At 71.1% G+C, this 16,846-nt stretch carries 10 protein-coding genes; 1 reads left to right on the top strand and 9 read right to left on the bottom strand.

The genetic code is table 11. The annotated features are described in order from the left end of the window. Positions 1 to 4: 4 nt before the first annotated feature. From AC1DKV_RS22450 to AC1DKV_RS22440, 3 genes are read right to left on the bottom strand one after another with little or no spacing between them, the layout of a single operon-like run. Positions 5 to 964 carry an alpha/beta hydrolase gene (locus AC1DKV_RS22450; protein WP_441612863.1) on the bottom strand — a complete coding sequence of 320 codons (960 nt, stop codon included), beginning with the start codon at positions 962 to 964 and terminating at the stop codon, positions 5 to 7. Positions 965 to 1,013: 49 nt separating this feature from the next. Further along, positions 1,014 to 1,520, bottom strand: coding sequence for a Cu(I)-responsive transcriptional regulator (gene cueR, locus AC1DKV_RS22445; protein ID WP_441612862.1), 507 nt, complete (start codon positions 1,518 to 1,520; stop codon positions 1,014 to 1,016). Next, positions 1,517 to 3,976 carry a heavy metal translocating P-type ATPase gene (locus tag AC1DKV_RS22440; protein WP_441612861.1) on the bottom strand — a complete coding sequence of 820 codons (2,460 nt, stop codon included), beginning with the start codon at positions 3,974 to 3,976 and terminating at the stop codon, positions 1,517 to 1,519. Before AC1DKV_RS22440 ends, cueR begins: the two co-directional genes overlap by 4 nt. A 248-nt stretch (positions 3,977 to 4,224) precedes the next feature. On the opposite strand from AC1DKV_RS22440, the gene AC1DKV_RS22435 reads away from it, so the two are divergent. Next, on the top strand, positions 4,225 to 4,419 hold the full coding sequence (locus AC1DKV_RS22435; RefSeq protein WP_441612860.1) for a heavy-metal-associated domain-containing protein: 195 nt from the start codon (positions 4,225 to 4,227) through the stop codon (positions 4,417 to 4,419). 115 nt (positions 4,420 to 4,534) lie between these two features. Here AC1DKV_RS22435 and AC1DKV_RS22430 read toward each other — a convergent pair whose 3' ends face one another. The 6 genes from AC1DKV_RS22430 to AC1DKV_RS22405 all read right to left on the bottom strand — a co-directional run bounded on the left by AC1DKV_RS22430 (position 4,535) and on the right by AC1DKV_RS22405 (position 16,751). Further along, on the bottom strand, positions 4,535 to 5,263 hold the full coding sequence (locus AC1DKV_RS22430) for an OmpW/AlkL family protein (RefSeq protein ID WP_441612859.1): 729 nt from the start codon (positions 5,261 to 5,263) through the stop codon (positions 4,535 to 4,537). A gap of 286 nt (positions 5,264 to 5,549) precedes the next feature. Continuing rightward, positions 5,550 to 6,527, bottom strand: coding sequence for a delta(1)-pyrroline-2-carboxylate reductase family protein (locus tag AC1DKV_RS22425; RefSeq protein WP_441612858.1), 978 nt, complete (start codon positions 6,525 to 6,527; stop codon positions 5,550 to 5,552). Between the two features lie 114 nt (positions 6,528 to 6,641). Then, a complete protein-coding gene (locus AC1DKV_RS22420; RefSeq protein WP_441612857.1) occupies positions 6,642 to 7,646 on the bottom strand; it encodes an aldo/keto reductase in 1,005 nt (334 codons plus the stop codon). A 104-nt stretch (positions 7,647 to 7,750) separates the two neighbouring features. Next, positions 7,751 to 9,991 carry a penicillin-binding protein 1C gene (gene pbpC / locus AC1DKV_RS22415; protein ID WP_441612856.1) on the bottom strand — a complete coding sequence of 747 codons (2,241 nt, stop codon included), beginning with the start codon at positions 9,989 to 9,991 and terminating at the stop codon, positions 7,751 to 7,753. A gap of 5 nt (positions 9,992 to 9,996) precedes the next feature. Beyond that, a complete protein-coding gene (locus tag AC1DKV_RS22410; RefSeq protein WP_441612855.1) occupies positions 9,997 to 10,698 on the bottom strand; it encodes a lysoplasmalogenase in 702 nt (233 codons plus the stop codon). Then, complete coding sequence (locus tag AC1DKV_RS22405; RefSeq protein ID WP_441643307.1) at positions 10,695 to 16,751, bottom strand: alpha-2-macroglobulin family protein; 6,057 nt, start codon at positions 16,749 to 16,751, stop codon at positions 10,695 to 10,697. Before AC1DKV_RS22405 ends, AC1DKV_RS22410 begins: the two co-directional genes overlap by 4 nt. Positions 16,752 to 16,846 lie beyond the last annotated feature (95 nt).

The raw sequence follows: 16,846 nt of genomic DNA, 5'->3' as shown, positions 1-16,846 counted from the left end.
GCATTCACGCCTGTGGCTGCAGGTGCCTGCGCAGCCAGCCTGCCAGCACGTCGAACACCTGGCCACGCAGCGGCTGCGCCTCGTTGAAGATCTCGTGATAGGCGCTGTCGAACCAGTGCGCCTCGCACAGGTCGGGCGGCGCGCCTTCGGCGAAGCGCCGGCTACCGGCCGGGTCGACGATATGGTCGTCGCCGCCCACCAGCAGCAGCGCCGGGGCTTCCAGCATGGCCGCATCGGCCTGCGCCTGCGCCATGCCCTGGATGAAAGTCTCCAGCACGCTGGCGCTGATGGTGCCCTGCACCAGCGGATCGGCGCGGTACCGCGCCACCGCCGCCGCATCGTGCGACAGGTAGCGCGCATTGATCGGATTGGGTACGCGCAGGCGCGGCGCCAGCACCAGCAGCGTGCGATGCACCGCCAGCATCGCGCCGGACAGCCGCAGCGCCAGCGCCGGCGACGACAGCACCAGCGCCCGGATCGGCCGCACGCGTGCGGTGGCGAAGCGGGCCGCCACCAGGCCGCCCATGCTGTGGCCCAGCAGGAACGGCAGTTCCTGCCACTGGCCCACGGCCGCGTCGTGGATCTCGGTCAGGTCTTCGACATAGATATCGGGATGGCCGGCCACCATGCGCGGGCCACCGCTGGCACCGTGGCCGCGCTGGTCGTAGGCGCGCACGCGCAGGCCGAGGCCGCACAGCAGTTCGGCCACATGCTGGTAGCGCCCGCAATGCTCGGCCAGTCCGTGTACCAGCAGCAGCGAGCCGGTCGTCTCGGGAAACAAGGCAGGATCGGGCTGCCAGGTGCGCAGCAACAGTTCGGTGCCGTCGCGCATGCGTTGCCGGCTTTCGGTCGGCACCAGGGGCTGGGCGGGCTGCGCGGCCATGCCGGCACCCTCGCCGGCATGGCCGCCGGCACCGGCGCCCGGCAAGGGCTCGGCAGGGACAGCGGTACTCGGTTGGTCCATCCGGTTGGTCTCCATCTCCGTTCCGCCATGCTGCGCACCCACAACAGCGCTAGGCCGCCGTGCTGTCCTCGCCATGGCGATGGCAGGCAGGCATCCTCATTGCGCCATCGCCATCGCCATCGCCATCGCCATCGCCATCGCCTCCGCCGTCGCCGCCCTCGCCCTCGCCCGGCCGCGCCATGTCGGCCAGGATCGGGCAGTCGGGCCGGTCGTCGCCGCTGCAGGCCTCGGCCAGCTGGCGCAAGGTGTCGCGCATGGCGGCCAGTTCGGCGATACGCTGCTCGAGATCCGTCACGTGGCGCAAGGTGAGCGCCTTGACGTCGGCGCTGGCGCGCGCACGGTCGTGCCACAACGACAGCAGGCCGCGAATCTCGTCCAGCGAGAACCCGAGATTACGGGCACGCCGCACGAAGCGCAAGGTATGCACCGCGCGCTCGTCGTAGCGGCGGTAGCCGCCTTCGCTGCGCGGCGGCGCCGCCACCAGGCCGATCGACTCGTAGTGCCGGATCATCTTCGCGGAGACGCCTGAGGCCTGGGCCGCTTCACCGATATTCATACCTTCTCTCCCACCGGCTTCCAGCGCCGCAGCAGCAGTGCATTGCCGACCACGCTCACGCTGGAGAAAGCCATGGCCGCCCCCGCCACCACCGGGTTGAGCAGGCCGGCGGCCGCCAGCGGGATGCCGATCACATTGTAGAAGAAGGCCCAGAACAGGTTCTCGCGGATCTTGCGCACGGTGCGGTGCGAGATGCGCAGTGCATCGGCCACCAGCACCGGATCGCCGCGCATCAGCGTGATGCCGGCGGCATGCATGGCCACGTCGGTGCCGGTCGACATGGCGATGCCCACGTCGGCCGCGGCCAGTGCCGGCGCGTCGTTGATGCCGTCGCCCACCATCGCCACCACGGCCCCTCCCGCCTTGAGCGCGAGTACGCGCTCGGCCTTGTCGGCGGGCAGCACCTCCGCCTGCACTTCGTCCAGGCCAAGCGCCTGCGCCACGCGCGCAGCGGCGCCCTGGTTGTCGCCAGACAGCATCACGGTGCGCACGCCGGCGGCGCGCAGCCGCTCGATGGCGCGGCGCGCGCCAGGCTTGATGGCATCGCCGAAGGCCACCAGCCCCAGCACGCGCGGTGCATCCTGCGCGCTGGCGTCGATCAGCCATGACACCGTGCGCCCCTCGTCCTGCAGCGCGCGCGCGCGCGGCTCCAGCGCCCCTGCCGCCGCGCCCAGCGAGGCTCTCAGGCGCTCGCTGCCCAGTTGCAGCACCGCGCCGTCCACCGTGCCGGTCAGGCCCATGCCGGGCAAGGCGCGCACCGCGCCGGCCACCGGCGCCGTCACGCCGCGCGCGCGTGCCGCGGCCAGCACCGCGTGCGCCAGCGGATGCTCGCTGCCGGCCTGCAGCGCGGCCAGGCTGGCCAGCAAGCGCTCCTCGGCGCCCGCGCCGGCGTCGGCGGGTACCGCCAGCGCCACCACCTCGGGCTTGCCCACGGTGAGCGTGCCGGTCTTGTCGAAGGCGACCACCGTGACCCGGTGCGCAATTTCCAGCGCCTCCGCGTCCTTGATCAGGATGCCGGCACGCGCGCCCGCGCCGGTGCCGGCCATGATGGCGGTCGGCGTGGCCAGGCCCAGCGCGCACGGGCAGGCGATCACCAGTACCGCCACTGCATCGAGCAGGGCCGTTTCCCAGTTGCCGCCGATCACGCCCCAGCCCAGCAGCGTCAGCAGCGCGATGCCCAGCACCACCGGCACGAACACCGCGCTGACGCGATCCACCATGCGCTGGATCGGCGCCTTGGCCGCCTGCGCATGCTCGACCATGCGGATGATGCGCGCCAGCACCGTTTCCGCCCCCACCGCCACGGTGCGCGCCACCAGCCGGCCCTCATAGTTGATGGCGCCGCCGGTCAGGCGCGCGCCCGGCGCCTTGGGCACCGGCAGGCTCTCGCCGGTCAGCATCGATTCGTCGGCATGGCTGTTGCCTTCGATCACTTCGGCATCCACCGGCACGCGCGCGCCCGGCAGCACCACGATCTCGTCGCCCACCTGCACCGAGGCCAGCGGCACCGTGGTTTCGGCGCCGCCACGGCGCACGATGGCGCTGTCCGGGCGCAGCGCCGCCAGCGCGCGGATGGCGTCGGCGGTCTGGCGCTTGGCGCGCGTTTCCATCCACTTGCCCAGCCGCACCAGCGTGATCACCACCGCCGCGCTCTCGAAGTAGAGGTGCGGCATGCCGTCCGCGCCGCGCCACATCAGCCACAAGGACAAGCCGTAGGCCGCCGAGGTGCCCAGCGCGACCAGCAGGTCCATATTGCCCGCGCCGGCGCGCACCGCCTTCCAGCCCGCCTTGTAGAAGCGCCAGCCGAACACGAACTGCACGGGCGTGGCCAGCAGCCACTGCACCCACGCCGGCAGCATCCAGTGCACGCCGAACCACGCAAGCACCATCGGCGCCACCAGCGGCAGCGACAGCGCCGCCGAGATCGCCACCGGCCACGGACCGGACCAGAAGCCCTCGCCCGGCGCCGCGCCGGCCGGCTGCCCGCTGCTCACGGGCACGGCGCCATACCCTGCCCGCGTCACCGCCGCCGCCAGCGCGGCGGCATCCACCGCGCCGCGCAGCACGGTCACCGCGGCCTGCTCGGTGGCCAGGTTGACCTGGGCGTCGACGACGCCCGGCACGGCCTTCAGCGCGCGCTCCACGCGCGCCACGCAGGACGCGCAGGTCATATCGCTGATCGACAGGTCGATGGCCTGGCGCGGCACTTCGTAGCCGGCCGCCTTCACGGCCTCTGCCGCGGCCGGCAACACGGCCGCGCTGTCGGCCTGCAGCGTGGCCTCCTCAGTGGCGAGGTTGACCGCAACCTGGCGCACGCCGGGCACCTTGCCCAGCGCGATCTCGACACGCCGCACGCACGAGGCGCACGTCATGCCCCCAATGGGCAAACGCCATTCGGCATCCGGCGCGCCTGCTTTCGCGCCCGGCAGGGGGAGGGTCTGGGATTGAGCTGACATGGCTTTTGAGAGTGGTCCTGGTGACGACGAACTCATCATGGACCTTACCATGTTGGGAAGGTCAAGGCCGGATACAAGCAGCGAATCCGGCACGTCATGGCGCGGCGGATGCGGGCGAGAAAGCCCTTGCGCTTCCCACCATGGGAAGGTGCAAACTCCAGGCTAGATTGCAATCCGGCCGCCGCAAGCGCAGCGGTGGGTACGCGCCCGATGCAACACTTTTCACCCGTTCCAGCAGGAGAACCCAGATGATCCAGTTCCAGGTTGAAGGCATGTCGTGCGGCCATTGCGTGGGCGCCATCACGCGAGCCGTGCAGGCGCTCGATCCGGCCGCCAAGGTGTCCGCGGATATCCCCGCGCAGGCTGTCACCGTGGAGGCCACGGCCAGCAGCGAAGCGCTGCGCGCAGCGATCGAAGAGGCGGGCTACCCCGTCAAGGGATAAGGTGCTGGCGGCGGTGCGGTCGCGATGCCGCCCGCTCGCCTGCCCGCGGCCCCAAAGAAAAAGCGCCTCGCAGGCGCTTTTTTGTTTGCCCCGCGCAAGCGCGGGAGAAGTCCGCTCAGAACCGGTAGCCCACGTTCAGGAAGGTCACGACCGGGTCGATCTTGATCTTGGTATGCGACTGGACCGTCTGGTTGCCGGCCGCACCGGCGTTCTGCGCCGTGAAGCTGGCCGTGGTCGACAGCGGCACGTAGGAAACCGAGATGCCGACGAACCAGTTGTCGGTCACGGCGTAGTTCGCGCCCACGTTGAACACCGGGTTCCACGAACTCTTGGCGCTGGCCGACATCGTGGCATTCGGGCCGAACTCGGACTTCACGAAGGTCTGGTTGGTAATGGTTTCGCCGGTAAACCAGGTGTAATTCACGCCAATGCCGATATACGGGCGGAACTTGGACTTGGCATCCAGGAAGTGGTACTTCACCAGCACCGCGGGGCTCCACTGCTTCACACTGCCCAGCATGCCGTACTTGGCAAAGCTGCCCTCTCCCGCGACGTCGTGCTTGGGCGGGATACCGAAAACGAAATCCACGCCGATGTTGTCGGTGAAATAGTGCTCGAGCGAGATGCCGACCGTGTCGGCGGACTGGATCTCGGCGCCGGTGCCGGGCTTGGGCTGGCCAACCGGGAAGCCGTTGACGCTGTCCACGGTGAGCGGGTCGGCCGAGCTGTTCGGCATCACGCGGAACCAGCCCAGGCTGAGGACATTGCTGCCGGCACTTTGGGCTTGCGCCGCACCGGCGATTAGCATGGCAACGCTGGCCACCAGGATTTTTTTATGGGTCATGCCTACTCCTTGAATGCTCTTCTGCCTTGAGGTGAGGCGTGCATTATCCAGTCTGGTGTGAAGCGTCTGTTTCAAACCTGTAACGTTTTCATAGAAGCACCCCCCTAAAGGGCGGGTTAACCATTAGAAAAACGGGAAATCGGCAAGGAATCGGCGCCAAAACTGTACCGAAATTGCGACGCCTCTCCGCCGCGCGTGCTGCTGTGCGGCATAGGCCTACTGGCAAGGAGGGAATTCGGGCAGCGGCCGCCACCCGGAGCGGCTTCGGCCGCCCCTGGCGAATGCCTTACACGGCACCCGATCCGGCCGAAAGGCCGGCGCTGGCCAGCACGCAGGCCGCAAGATCCCACAAGGCATAGCCCACGCTCTTGAACACCAGGGGACTGCCGCCCCGGGCGCGTAGCGCGTCGGCAGCCAGGATGGCCTGCTCGAACGGCTGCACGGTGGCCCAGTCGATACCGGCCTGCAGCAGGTCGCCCGCCTCGTCCTCGATACCGAAGAGGGTGTCGGCCAGCAGGCGGCCATGGGCGGATGCGGCCTGGCACAGCGCGGGCGGCAACTCGCACATCTCGGGCCGGAAGGCGCCCACCGCGGCAATGAAATGGTCGTCGCGCCACAGGCCGCTGTCGAGGTCAGGCAGCACCGGCACGAGGCTCGAAGTCACGGTGACCACCATCGACACGCGCGCCAGCACGCTGCGCACGTCGTCCACCACCTGCGCCTCGGTCCCCAGCGTGCGGGCGTGCGCGGCCAGCGCCTGCGCCTTGGCGGGCGTGCGCGAATGCAGCCACACCCGGCGCGGCGCCAGGCCCGCGACAAAGGCTTCGAGATGCGTCTCGGCCTGCACGCCGGCGCCGATGATCAGCAACTCGCCATCGGGGCGCGGCGCGAACTGCTGGGCGGCAAGCAGCGATACCGCCGCGGTGCGCCGCCCGGTCACGGTGGGCCCGTCCAGCAGCGCCAGCCGCTGGCCGCTGTGCGCATCGGCCACCACCACTTCACCGAGGATGCTGGGCAGGCCGCGCGACGGATTGCCCGGGTGCACGGTGATGTTCTTGGTCATCACCAGCTCGCGGTTGCGCGCCGGCATCACCAGCAGCGTGCCCGCACCGTTTTCGGCGTCGCCGACCGGCAGCGCGATGCGCGGCGGCGCCACGGCGGTACCGGCGCGCAGCTCGGCCAGCATGTCGGCGATGGCGCGCGCCAGTTCCGGGTAAGGCAGGCGGGCGGCGGTCTGGGCGGCGTCGAGCAGGGCGAGGGACACGGCGAATGGCTCCGGAGGCGGTTTGCGATGGCGGATTATCCGCGATCTCCGTCAACGGCCCGCCGCCGGCCTGTCCTGCCCCTGCCTGCCCCACCCTGCCCGGCTACTGCGCGCTCAGCGTGCCAGCAGCGACATGGCCTGCTCCGGATAGCGCGAACCTGCCGCTGCGTCCGGCGGGAACACGGCGTCGATGGCCGCCAGGTCCGCCGCGCCGAGTTTCACGGCCAGAGCCCCCAGGTTGTCGTCCAGGTTTGCCACGCGGCGCGTGCCGGGAATCGGCAACAGATCCTCGCCCTGCGCCAGCACCCAGGCCAGCGCCAGCTGCGCCGGCGTGCATCCCTTGCCGTGCGCGATCTCCTTCACCTTGTCCGCCAGCGCAAGGTTGCGCGCGAAGTTCTCGCCCACGAAGCGCGGGCTGGTGCGGCGATAGTCGTCCGCCGCGAAATCGTCCGGGCTGCGCAGCGCACCCGTGAGGAAGCCGCGGCCGAGCGGGCTGTACGGCACGAACGCAATGCCCAGCCGCCGGCAGGTGCCGAGGATGCCCTGCTCGCCGCCCGCCTCCACGTCGCGCGTCCACAGCGAGAATTCGCTCTGCAATGCTGCGATGGGATGCACCTTGTGCGCGCGTTCCAGCGTCTGCGCGCCGGCCTCGGACAGGCCAAGCCAGCGCACCTTGCCCGCCGCCACCAGGTCGGCCATCGCACCCACGGTCTCCTCGATGGGCACCTGCGGGTCCACGCGATGCTGGTAATACAGGTCGATGTGGTCCACGCCAAGCCGTTTCAGGCTGGCATCGCAACTGGCACGCACGTACTCGGGACGGCCATCGACGCCGCGCGCGACCGGATTGGCCTGATCCCGCACGATGCCGAACTTGGTGGCCAGCACCACGCCGTCGCGGCGATCGGCAATGGCGCGCCCGACCAGGCTTTCGTTGGTATGCGGGCCGTAGATATCGGCGGTATCGATCAGGTTGACGCCGCGCGCCAGCGCATGGTGGATGGTGCGGATGGATTCGGCGTCGTCATGCGCGCCGTAGAACTCGCTCATGCCCATGCAGCCGAGGCCGAGCGGAAAAATCTCCGGGCCGTGGCGGCCCAGCTTGCGTAGTGCGGTCATGCCGACTCCTGGAAAGACGTTGGCGAAACAGCGGGACTGCCGCGCCGGCCGGCACGCGCAGCCTTGCAGCATATGCCTGTTTGGCGGCCGCCGCCGGTGCCCGCTCAGCCGCGCGCTGCGGGCCCCTTCGCCACCGCGCCGCGCACCTCGATGCCGATGCGGTCCACTATCTTGCCGTTGCCGTCGAGCAGTTCCACCTGATGCCGGCCCGGCCATGGCAGCCACGCCAGTTGCGCACCGCGCCCGAGCGGCTTGCCGTCGATGCGCCAGCGCACGCGCGGCGCCGCCTGCCCGCCCGCGCCTTCGGCATGGAACCACACGCGCTGCGCCTGCGGCGGGATATCGGGATCGAGCGCGAACACGGTGCCGTCGGCAGGGCTGGCGATGGCGGCGACGCCATCCTGCGCGGCGGCCCCGGCCTTCGCCACCGGCCGCGCACCGGCCATCTCGACCACGCGCATGGCCGTGCCCGCGAGGAACACTTCCTCGCGCGCCGGCTCGAGATCGCCGGCAAAACGCAGCGCCACGCGCTCCACGCCCGCGGGCATGGCCGGCGCCGCGCTCGGTACCGAGCGATGCAGCGCTTCCATGATGTCGTGCCACACGGGCGCCGCGCCGGAAACGCCCGATACCTCGTGCATGCTCGCGCCGCTGGCGTTGCCGACCCACACGCCCACCGTATAGCGCTGCGACCATCCGATGCACCAGTTGTCGCGCATGTCCTTCGAGGTGCCGGTCTTCACCGCGGTCCAGAAGCGCGTGGTGAGAGGGCTGTCGAGGCCGAACGTGCGCGCCCGCGCGTGACGGTCCGACAGCACGTCGGCGATCAGGTAGCTCGCCGCCGGCGACATCACCGCGCGCGCGGGCGCCGCCGGCGCATCCGCGCGCATCCGCACCGCGCCGTAGCTGCCGCCGTTGGCCAGGGCGCGATACGCATTGGCCAGCGCCAGCAGCGGCACGTCGGCGCTGCCCAGCGCCAGGCTGTAGCCGTAATAGTCGCCTGCCTGCGGCAAGGGCAGGCCCAGCGCGGTGAGGCGCTGGTGAAAACGGTGCGGCGTCACCATCACCAGCGTGCGCACCGCGGGCACGTTGAGCGACGAAGCCAGCGCCGCCCGCATGCTGACCCAGCCAGCGTAGCGGCCGTCGTAGTTCTGCGGCACGTAGAGGCCGCCACCGCCGCCGGTGGGCAGGTTGACGGGCCGGTCGTCGAGCAGCGACGCCGGCGTCAGCCTGCGCGTCTCCAGCGCCTGTTCATAGAGGAAGGGCTTGAGCGTGGAGCCGGCCTGGCGCGGCGCCGCCGCGTGGTCCACCTGGGCGGCGCCGGACAGCACGCCGGACGAGCCCACGTAGGCCAGCACATCGCCGCTCGCGTTGTCGATCACCACCACCGCGCCGTCTTCCACGTTGCGCCCGGCGAGCTCGCGCAGCTGGCGCCCCAGGCTGCCCGCCGCGATGCGCTGCAGGCCAGCGTCGAGCGTGGACGTGATCGACGGCGGCAGCGTGCCCCCCGCGGCCCCCATGCGCACCTGCGCCCTCGCCTGCGCCACCAGCAGGCGCGCCAGGTGCGGCGCAAGGTCCTGGCCGAGGGTCGCGGCCTGCGCGCCGGCCGCGCCCGGCCCGCTGCGCAGCAGGGTCAGTTGCGCGAAGCCGTCCAGCCCTTCGCAGGCTTGCGGCAACTGCTGCTCGCGCAAGATGCCGCACGCACGTTGCGCGACCTGCCCGGCGCGTGCGTTGGGCGCACGCACCAGCGCCACCGCCAGCGCGGCTTCGCGCGCGTCGAGCCCGCTGGGATATTTGCCGAACAGCGTCTGCGACAAGGCGGAAAGACCGACCATTTCACCGCGGAACGGCACCAGGTTGAGATAGGCCTCGAGGATCTGCTCCTTGCTCCAGCTGCGCTCCAGCGCGGCGGCGCGCATGGCCTGCGCCATCTTCTGGCCCACGTCGCGCCCGCTGCCGGCGCGGCGCAGGTCGTCGTCGAGCAGGCCGGCCAGCTGCATGGTCAGCGTGGACGCGCCGCGCGTGCGCGTGTTCCAGAGATTGGCCCATGCCGCCGCAGCCACGCCCTGCCAGTCCACGCCGCTGTGCGCATAGAAGCGCCGGTCCTCGGACAGCACGATGGCGGAGCGCACCGCCGGCGACATATCGGCCAGCGTGACCCAGTCGCCGCGCCGCGCGCGGAAATCATCGCGCACGCGGGACAGCGGCGCGCCGTGGCGGTCGAGCACGATCACATCCGCGCTGCGCCATCCCGCACGCACGCTGTCGAACGACGGCAACGCACCGGCACCGGCAGCACCGCCTGCGCACACCATGCAGGCGGCGACGAATACGGCGCGCAGCATCGGCTTCACTTGCCCCGCCCCGCCACCACGCCCGCCACCAGCAGCACCTGCGCCACCGCGTAGGTCCACCAGATGCCAAGCGCGAAAGTATCGAAAGGGACCAGGAAGCGCGCGCTGCCGATCAGCGCATCGGAAATGGTGAAGCACAGCGCGCCGATGGCGGCCAGCGGCGTGGGCAGCTTCGCCACCATGGCGGCGCAGGCCATGGCAGACAGTGCCGTGACATAGAGGCAGACGGGCACCACCAACGCGCCGAGGTTGGGCCAGAAGCGCAGGAGCATGGCCAGCGCCGCGCCCAGCACCAGGCCGCAGCCGACCAGGCGGTGCGCGCGCCAGTCGCCGGCCATCGGCACGAACAGGCCAAGGTAGGCGAGGTGCGCCAGCAGGAAGGCGCCGAGCCCGCCGATGAACGAGACCGACAACCACGGCATCGCCAGGAGGAAATCACCGATCGCCGAGAACAGCAGCGCCGCCATCAGCCAGCGCCGCTCGCGCCGCGCCGGGTGGTAGCGCGCGGCGCGCGCCAGCATCAGCGCCATCGCCGTCTTCCAGAGCGGCTGGAAGACGATCTGTCCGTTGAGCGGCGCGCCGGGCTGCGCATCCATCGCCACCGTGACCAGCAGGCCGCCATAGACCACGCCGGCCATGGTGCCGGCCAGCCACCACTCGCGCACGCGCGCGGGCATCATCATTGCAAGCCAGCTCACGGGCGCGCTCCTACGATCATCCTGGCATTGGGCTGGGCGCCGAAGACATCGGGCGCATACATCGCCTCCACGCGCGTGGGCGGCAGCGCGAACTCGCCCGCGTTGTTCAGGCGCACCGTGTATTCGACCGTGGCGTTGCCGCGCGGCAGGTAGGCGTAATACTCGCGGTAGGCCTGCTGCGTGCGCTCGGTGAAGGCGGGCCACGCGCCCTTGCGCCGCTCGCCGCGCGTGGCGATCTCCGAATCGCGCCCGAGGCCACTGCCGAGGATGGTCGCGCCCGCGGGTAACGGATCGCTCACCACCACCCAGGTCATGTCGGCCTGCGCGTCGATCTGCAGCTTCACGCGGTAGGTGTCGCCGCGCGACCACTTGCCCGCCACCGCCTGCTCCACCGCCGTCACGCTGCGCGTGATGCGGTAGCCCGCCGACAGCGGCGCGGACAGCGGCACCGCCGCCAGCGCGCGCACCGTGGCCCATGGCCTGCCCGCGCCCTGCTGGTCGGCCTGCAAGGTGGCCGTGCCTTCCTTCGGCCACGGCAGGTTCATGCTGCCGCCCGCCACGCCATCGCGACTGGCCGCGCGCGCCCAGTCGAACGTGCGCGCGGCATCGGGCACGCCTTCCAGCGTGACGCGCGTGCTGCCGGCGACCGGCGTCTTCTCGAAGGCCTGCGCGAAGCGCGCGATGGCCAGCGAGCCCCAGGCGTTGGCGGTGGTGGTACCCCACGCGCCGCGCACCTGGCGGCCAAGCAGGCCGGTGGCAAGCTGCGCCGCCTCGTCCTTCCAGCCCGGCAGGTCGAGCGACAGCGACAGCAGCCGCGCGGCATTGAGATCCGCGCCGCTCATCAGCCACCACCAGTTGTCGTCGCGCTCCGTGGAGAACGCCAGCCGCGTGCCCTGCACCGTCAGCCGTGCGCGCAGGATCTGCTGCGCCTGCGCGAGCCGCTCCTCGCGCTGGGGAATTTCCTGCACGCGGCCGAGCAATGCGATCCAGTCGAGCAGCGCCGAGGTGGGCCATTGCTGCGGCAGGATCTGGATCGAGCCGAGCATGCGCGCCTGCGCGTGGCCGCTGCGCGAAAGCGCTTCTAGCGCGGCCAGCTTGCGCACTTCCAGGTCCTGCGTGGGCGCCCAGCGGTCGCGCTTGATGCGGCCCTCGACGAAGGCCGTCAGCCCGCGCTCCATGCGCGCACGGGTCTCGTCGGGCAAGCGCAGCGGCAGGCCAGCGCGTACCGCTTCGTCGGACATCGCCAGCAGATAGGCCGTGAGCACTTCGCTGCCGGCGGCGGCGTCGTTCTGCAGCGGGAAATACGCCGCCAGGCCATCGTTGTCTAGATAGCCCGGCAGTTGCGCGGTGAGCGCATCCCACTGCGCCGCATCGCCCAGCCCCACCGCGCGCGAGGCCCGCTGCTCCAGGCAAGAGAACGGATAGTTGCGGAACCACTCTCGCACGCCCGGCATGCCGCCCGCCAGCGACGATTGCAGGCTGACCTGCAGGCCGCCGCGCGGCAGGCCCGCGGCATCGGCCAGCGCGCCTTGCGGTGCGCGCACCGGTACCGACAGGGTCGGCGCGAGCTGCGCCATGGTGGCCTGCTGCACCGCCAGCGGTACTGCCGGCACCAGTTGCTGGCTGAGCTTGATGCGGTCGGCGGCAAGGGCCGCGCCACCGCCCTTTGCCTGTTCGCTGGCTTCCACCTCCCACTGCACCGTGCCCTGCTGCGCAAGCCCGCCCGCCGGCATCAGCGGCGCGCTCACGTCCCAGCCGATCTCGCGCGATGCGCCGGCGGGAATCTCCACCGTCTGCGCCGGCAGCGCCTGCCCCTGCGCGGCCTGCTGGGCGGACTGCAGCGGCGCGCTCACGCGCGCCACCGCCTGCACCGTCATCGCGCGCTGCGTGGTATTGCGCAGCGTGAACATGGCGCGATAGCGGTCTTCCTCGCGCACCAGCGGCGGCAGGCCTGAGATCAGTTGCAGGTCCTGCGTGGCGGCGACGGTGGCGCTGCCGCTGCCGAAACGGCCGATGCCCAGGTCGGCCACGGCGACGATGCGAAAACGCGTCAGCGAATCGTTCAGCGGCACGGCCAGCGTGGCGCGTCCCGCGCCATCGAGCTGCACGCGCGGATTCCACAGCAACAGCGTATCGAACAGCTCGCGCGTGGGACTCTTGCCGCCGCCCCCGCCGGCCGGCACCGCCTTGCGGCCATAGTGCCGGCGCCCGATGATCTCCATCTGCGCGGTGGCGGTCTCCACGCCGTAGCTGCGCCTGCGCAGCATGGCGTCGAGCAGGTCCCAGCTGGTGTTTGGCATCAGCTCGAGCAGGGCCTCGTCCACCGCGGCCAGCGCCACTTCGCCGTTGGCGGCGGGCTTGCCGTCGGGCAGCGTGACCTGCACCACGACCTGCGCCTTCGCGCGCACGGGATAGCTGGCCTTGTCCGGCGTCACCTTCACATCGAGCCGGTAGCCTTCGTTGCCGACGCGGATCTCCGCCAGGCCGAGGCGGAAGGCTGGCTTGGCCAGGTCGACCAGCGTGCTGGGCGCCACGTACTCGCGTCCTTCGCTGCGAAAGGCCTGCCACCATTCGAGCGGCTGGCGCCAGCCCCACGTGAAGAGGGAATACCACGGCACCTCGCGCAAGCGCCCGCGCAACGCCAGCACCGATACGTACACGTTTGGCCCCCACTCCGGCCTGACCTTGACGCGCACCGTCGGATCGCGGCCGTTCAACTCGACCACGCTGCTCTCCAGCACGCCTTCGCGCTCCACCGTGACCAGCGCCGTGGCGTGACGGAACGGCATGCGCACCTGGAATACCGCGGTTTCGCCCGGCGCGTAGGCCTTCTTTTCCGGCAGCAGGTCGATGCGGTCGTTGTTCTCGCCGCCGAACCACAACTCGCCCTGGCGCGTCACCCATACCGTGGTGGCGGCCTGCGACACGCGCCCGGCGTTGTCCCTGGCCTGCGCCACCAGTTCGACTTCGCCGGCCTCCGGCAAGGACACTTCGCATTGCATGCGGCCCTGCGCATCGCTGCGGCCTTCGCAGATGCTGCCGAGGTCCCTGGTCTGGCTGCTGTTGTCGTAGCGGTAGAAGCCGCCCACCACGCGCTTGCGCACCGAGGTGGTGGTGCGCAGCAGCGCGCGCACGGCGATCGGCGCATTGGCCTGCGGGCGGCCCTGCGTATCGAGCGCGAGGCCATGCACGACCAGCTTCTGCTTCACCGACACCCAGTTCTCGGTGCGGATGCCCGCCACCACGGCCGCAGGCCACAGTGGCACGCTCTGGCGCAGCGTCTGGATCTCGCCGTTGGGATCGGCAAAGCCGGACTCCACCACCATGACCTTGGGCGCGTCCACGCGCGGCAGGTTCTTGAGCGTAAGCGCCCCGCCGCCGTTCTTGTCGAGCCTGAGGGGCAGCTTGTCGGCCACCAGCGTCTGCGCATCGTCACGCGCCGCGCTGCTCTCCTCGCTCTCGTCCTCGTCGCCGCTGTATTCCGTGCCGCCCTTGCGCTGCGCGCGCGGCGCGGCGAAGGCGTAGCCCGGGTAATCGCCGAAGCTCACGGCCTTGTCGCGCAGCAGTGCCGACACCTGCACCGGCAGGCCCGCCGCGCCGCCACCGGACACGTAGTGCACTTCGAGGTTGAGCGGCACCTCGGCCGGCGCCACCAGCGCGCCGCCGCTGCCGGCCTTGAGCGTGCCGGCCAGCACCGGCAGGCGGAACGCCTCCACGCGGAAGCTGCCGCTGTCGAGCACGCGCTCGCGCGCGTCCTGGAATGACACCGCATAGACACCGAGTTTCGCCGCCGGCGGAATCGCGAACACGCTTTCCGCGCTGCGCCCTCCGGTGGCGGTAGTGCGCCACTGCACCGCCTGCTCGTAGGTCTGCCCGCTGCCCTCGTGGCGGATCACCAGTTTCTCCGGCACGCCATCGTTGCCGGACGGCAGCGCGAAGCCGGCGGCGGTCTCGGTGCGGATCAGGTGCTTCATCGACACGGTCTCGCCGGCGCGCAGCAAGGTGCGGTCGAAGATGGTGGCCACGCGCACGTCCGGCGTGGCGCTGGTGTCGGTGGGCACGTTGAAGCGCCAGCTCTCGATGCCCTGGTTCCAGTCGGACATCACGAAGGCCATGTCGGCCTGGCCGCGCGCCTGCGGGTGGTCAGCACCAATGCGCGCCGAGACGAAGTAGCCCGACAGCGCGGTGTCGCTGCACTCGCGTTCGCGCACGTCGTCCACCGCGCCGAAGCTGGCCACGCCGGCGGCATCGGTGCGCACCGAGCCCAGCAGGCGGCCGCTGCAGTCGCGCAGCGCCACCGCGGCATCGGCCACGGGCTTGCCGTCGTCGAGCGTGGTGACCCACGCCAGCGCGGTCATCTTGCCGGGGCCGCGCGCCAGCTTGAAATGCACGCCGAGATTGGTCACCAGCGCGGCGGTGCGCACATACATCGGCGTGTTGCGGCCGAGCAGCGCCTGCCCCAGCATCGGCGAGGCGATCTCGACCACATGGAAGCCCGCTTCGGGCAATGGAATGCCGACCACCTCGAACGGACGCGGCGCCTTGCCGCCGGGCTCGGCGAGTTGCGGTATGGCGAGCTTGCGCGCGCCGGGCACACCGTCGAGCAACGATACGGAGCGGGTCTCGATGGAGGGCGCGTTGCGCGGGTTGCTGACATCGGCAGGCGAATGGCCGGCCAGGATGGCGTCGAGTTCGCCGCGGGTCCAGCTGCTTTCGTGCAGGCGCCGCACCAGCGCGTACCAGCGCATCACCGCGCCGTCGTCGTCGACCTTGAGCCGGCGCACCGTGCCGGCCTGCGCACGCATGCCGAGGGCGGGCAGATCGGCCTCCACATTGCGCAGCGTGACCGGCAGCAGCGCGGGATAGTCGGCCGGCGACTTGCCCTTCGGCAACTCGCCAAAGCGCTCGAGCACGCCGAATGGCGCCGCGGAGAACTTGGCCAGCGGCGGCATCGCGGCGGTGGCGAACTTGAGCGGGAACAGGTCGGCATTGGCGAGCGCGCGGCCGCTGTCGTCCTTCAGGCCGGCCGGCAGCGTCAGCGTGAACTCTGCCTTCTCTGCAAACGGCGGCGCGAAGCTGACGCTGCTGACCGGCGCATCGCGCGCCGCGCGGGGCTCGAATTGCGGCGCACGCGGCCCCTTGGGCGTATTGAGCAGGATATGCTCGGCGTCCTTGCGCGAGACCGGCGCGGAGAACGACACGGAGACCGGCCGCAGCGGCGTGCAGGGCGACTGCGCGCGTTCACGCTCGCACGAGAAGCTGGCCCTGAAGGGTTCGCGCACGGTGTAGTCGAAGCGCCGTTCCTCGCGCGTGGCAAGGCCCGATGGCGTGGCGATGCCCTTGCCCAGCACCAGCTGCATGCGGGCGCCGGCCGGCAGGCGCTGCTGGCAGGCCAGCAGATGCACGGTATCGGCCTGGTCGGGCTTGAGTTTCCAGCGCAGCGCGGCCAGCACGGCCTCGCGTTCCTTGCCGGCAAGCAGGCGCACGGGGATGCGCTCGCCCAGGCCTTGCGCCTGGCACCACGCGGCGGCGCGCACGGAGTCCGGCGTGGCCGCGCCGTTGAAGCGCAGCGCGAAGACCTGTTCTTCCTCGATCTCGCCACCGCCCGGGCGCGCCGACACCACGCTGGGCCCGCCGGTCTCGAAGCGGTATTCCGGCTTGCCCGCATAGGCCTTGCCGGCCTCGCTCTTGAGGCCGGGCGCCATGCGCAGCGAGCATTTCACGCCGGGCGGCAGGTCGCGCAGGAAATCGAAGACCCAGTTCCGTGCATCGACCCAGCGCGCCTGGCCCTCGACGGCCGCGCCGCTGCAGGACAGGATGGCGGGGGGTGCGGCCTGCGCATCGCCCAGCGGCACCATGGCCTCGTCGAAGCGGATCGCCACCTGCCGCACGCGGGACACCTCGCCCTCGGGCGCGAAGCGGACCACCTGCGCGGCCTGGGCCATGCCGGGCAGCGCGGCGAGCATGGCCGTTGCCACCGCGCCCCGCAGGCAGGCCATGAGAGCACGCCCGCGCCTTGCGCGCTTGCCAATCCGAGCGACGATCTGCGTCATCCTGTCCTCATCCGTTTACGGCTCCGGGCGAGGGTGACATGCGCCGATGGCAAGTGCAAGCCCGCGCACGCGGGCGCGGCGCCGGCGCGGCATCG

Source organism: Cupriavidus sp. 05T41 (genome assembly GCF_056396525.1).
Note: the sequence above shows the minus strand (reverse complement) of the source record. Positions and strands in the feature narration are given on the sequence as shown.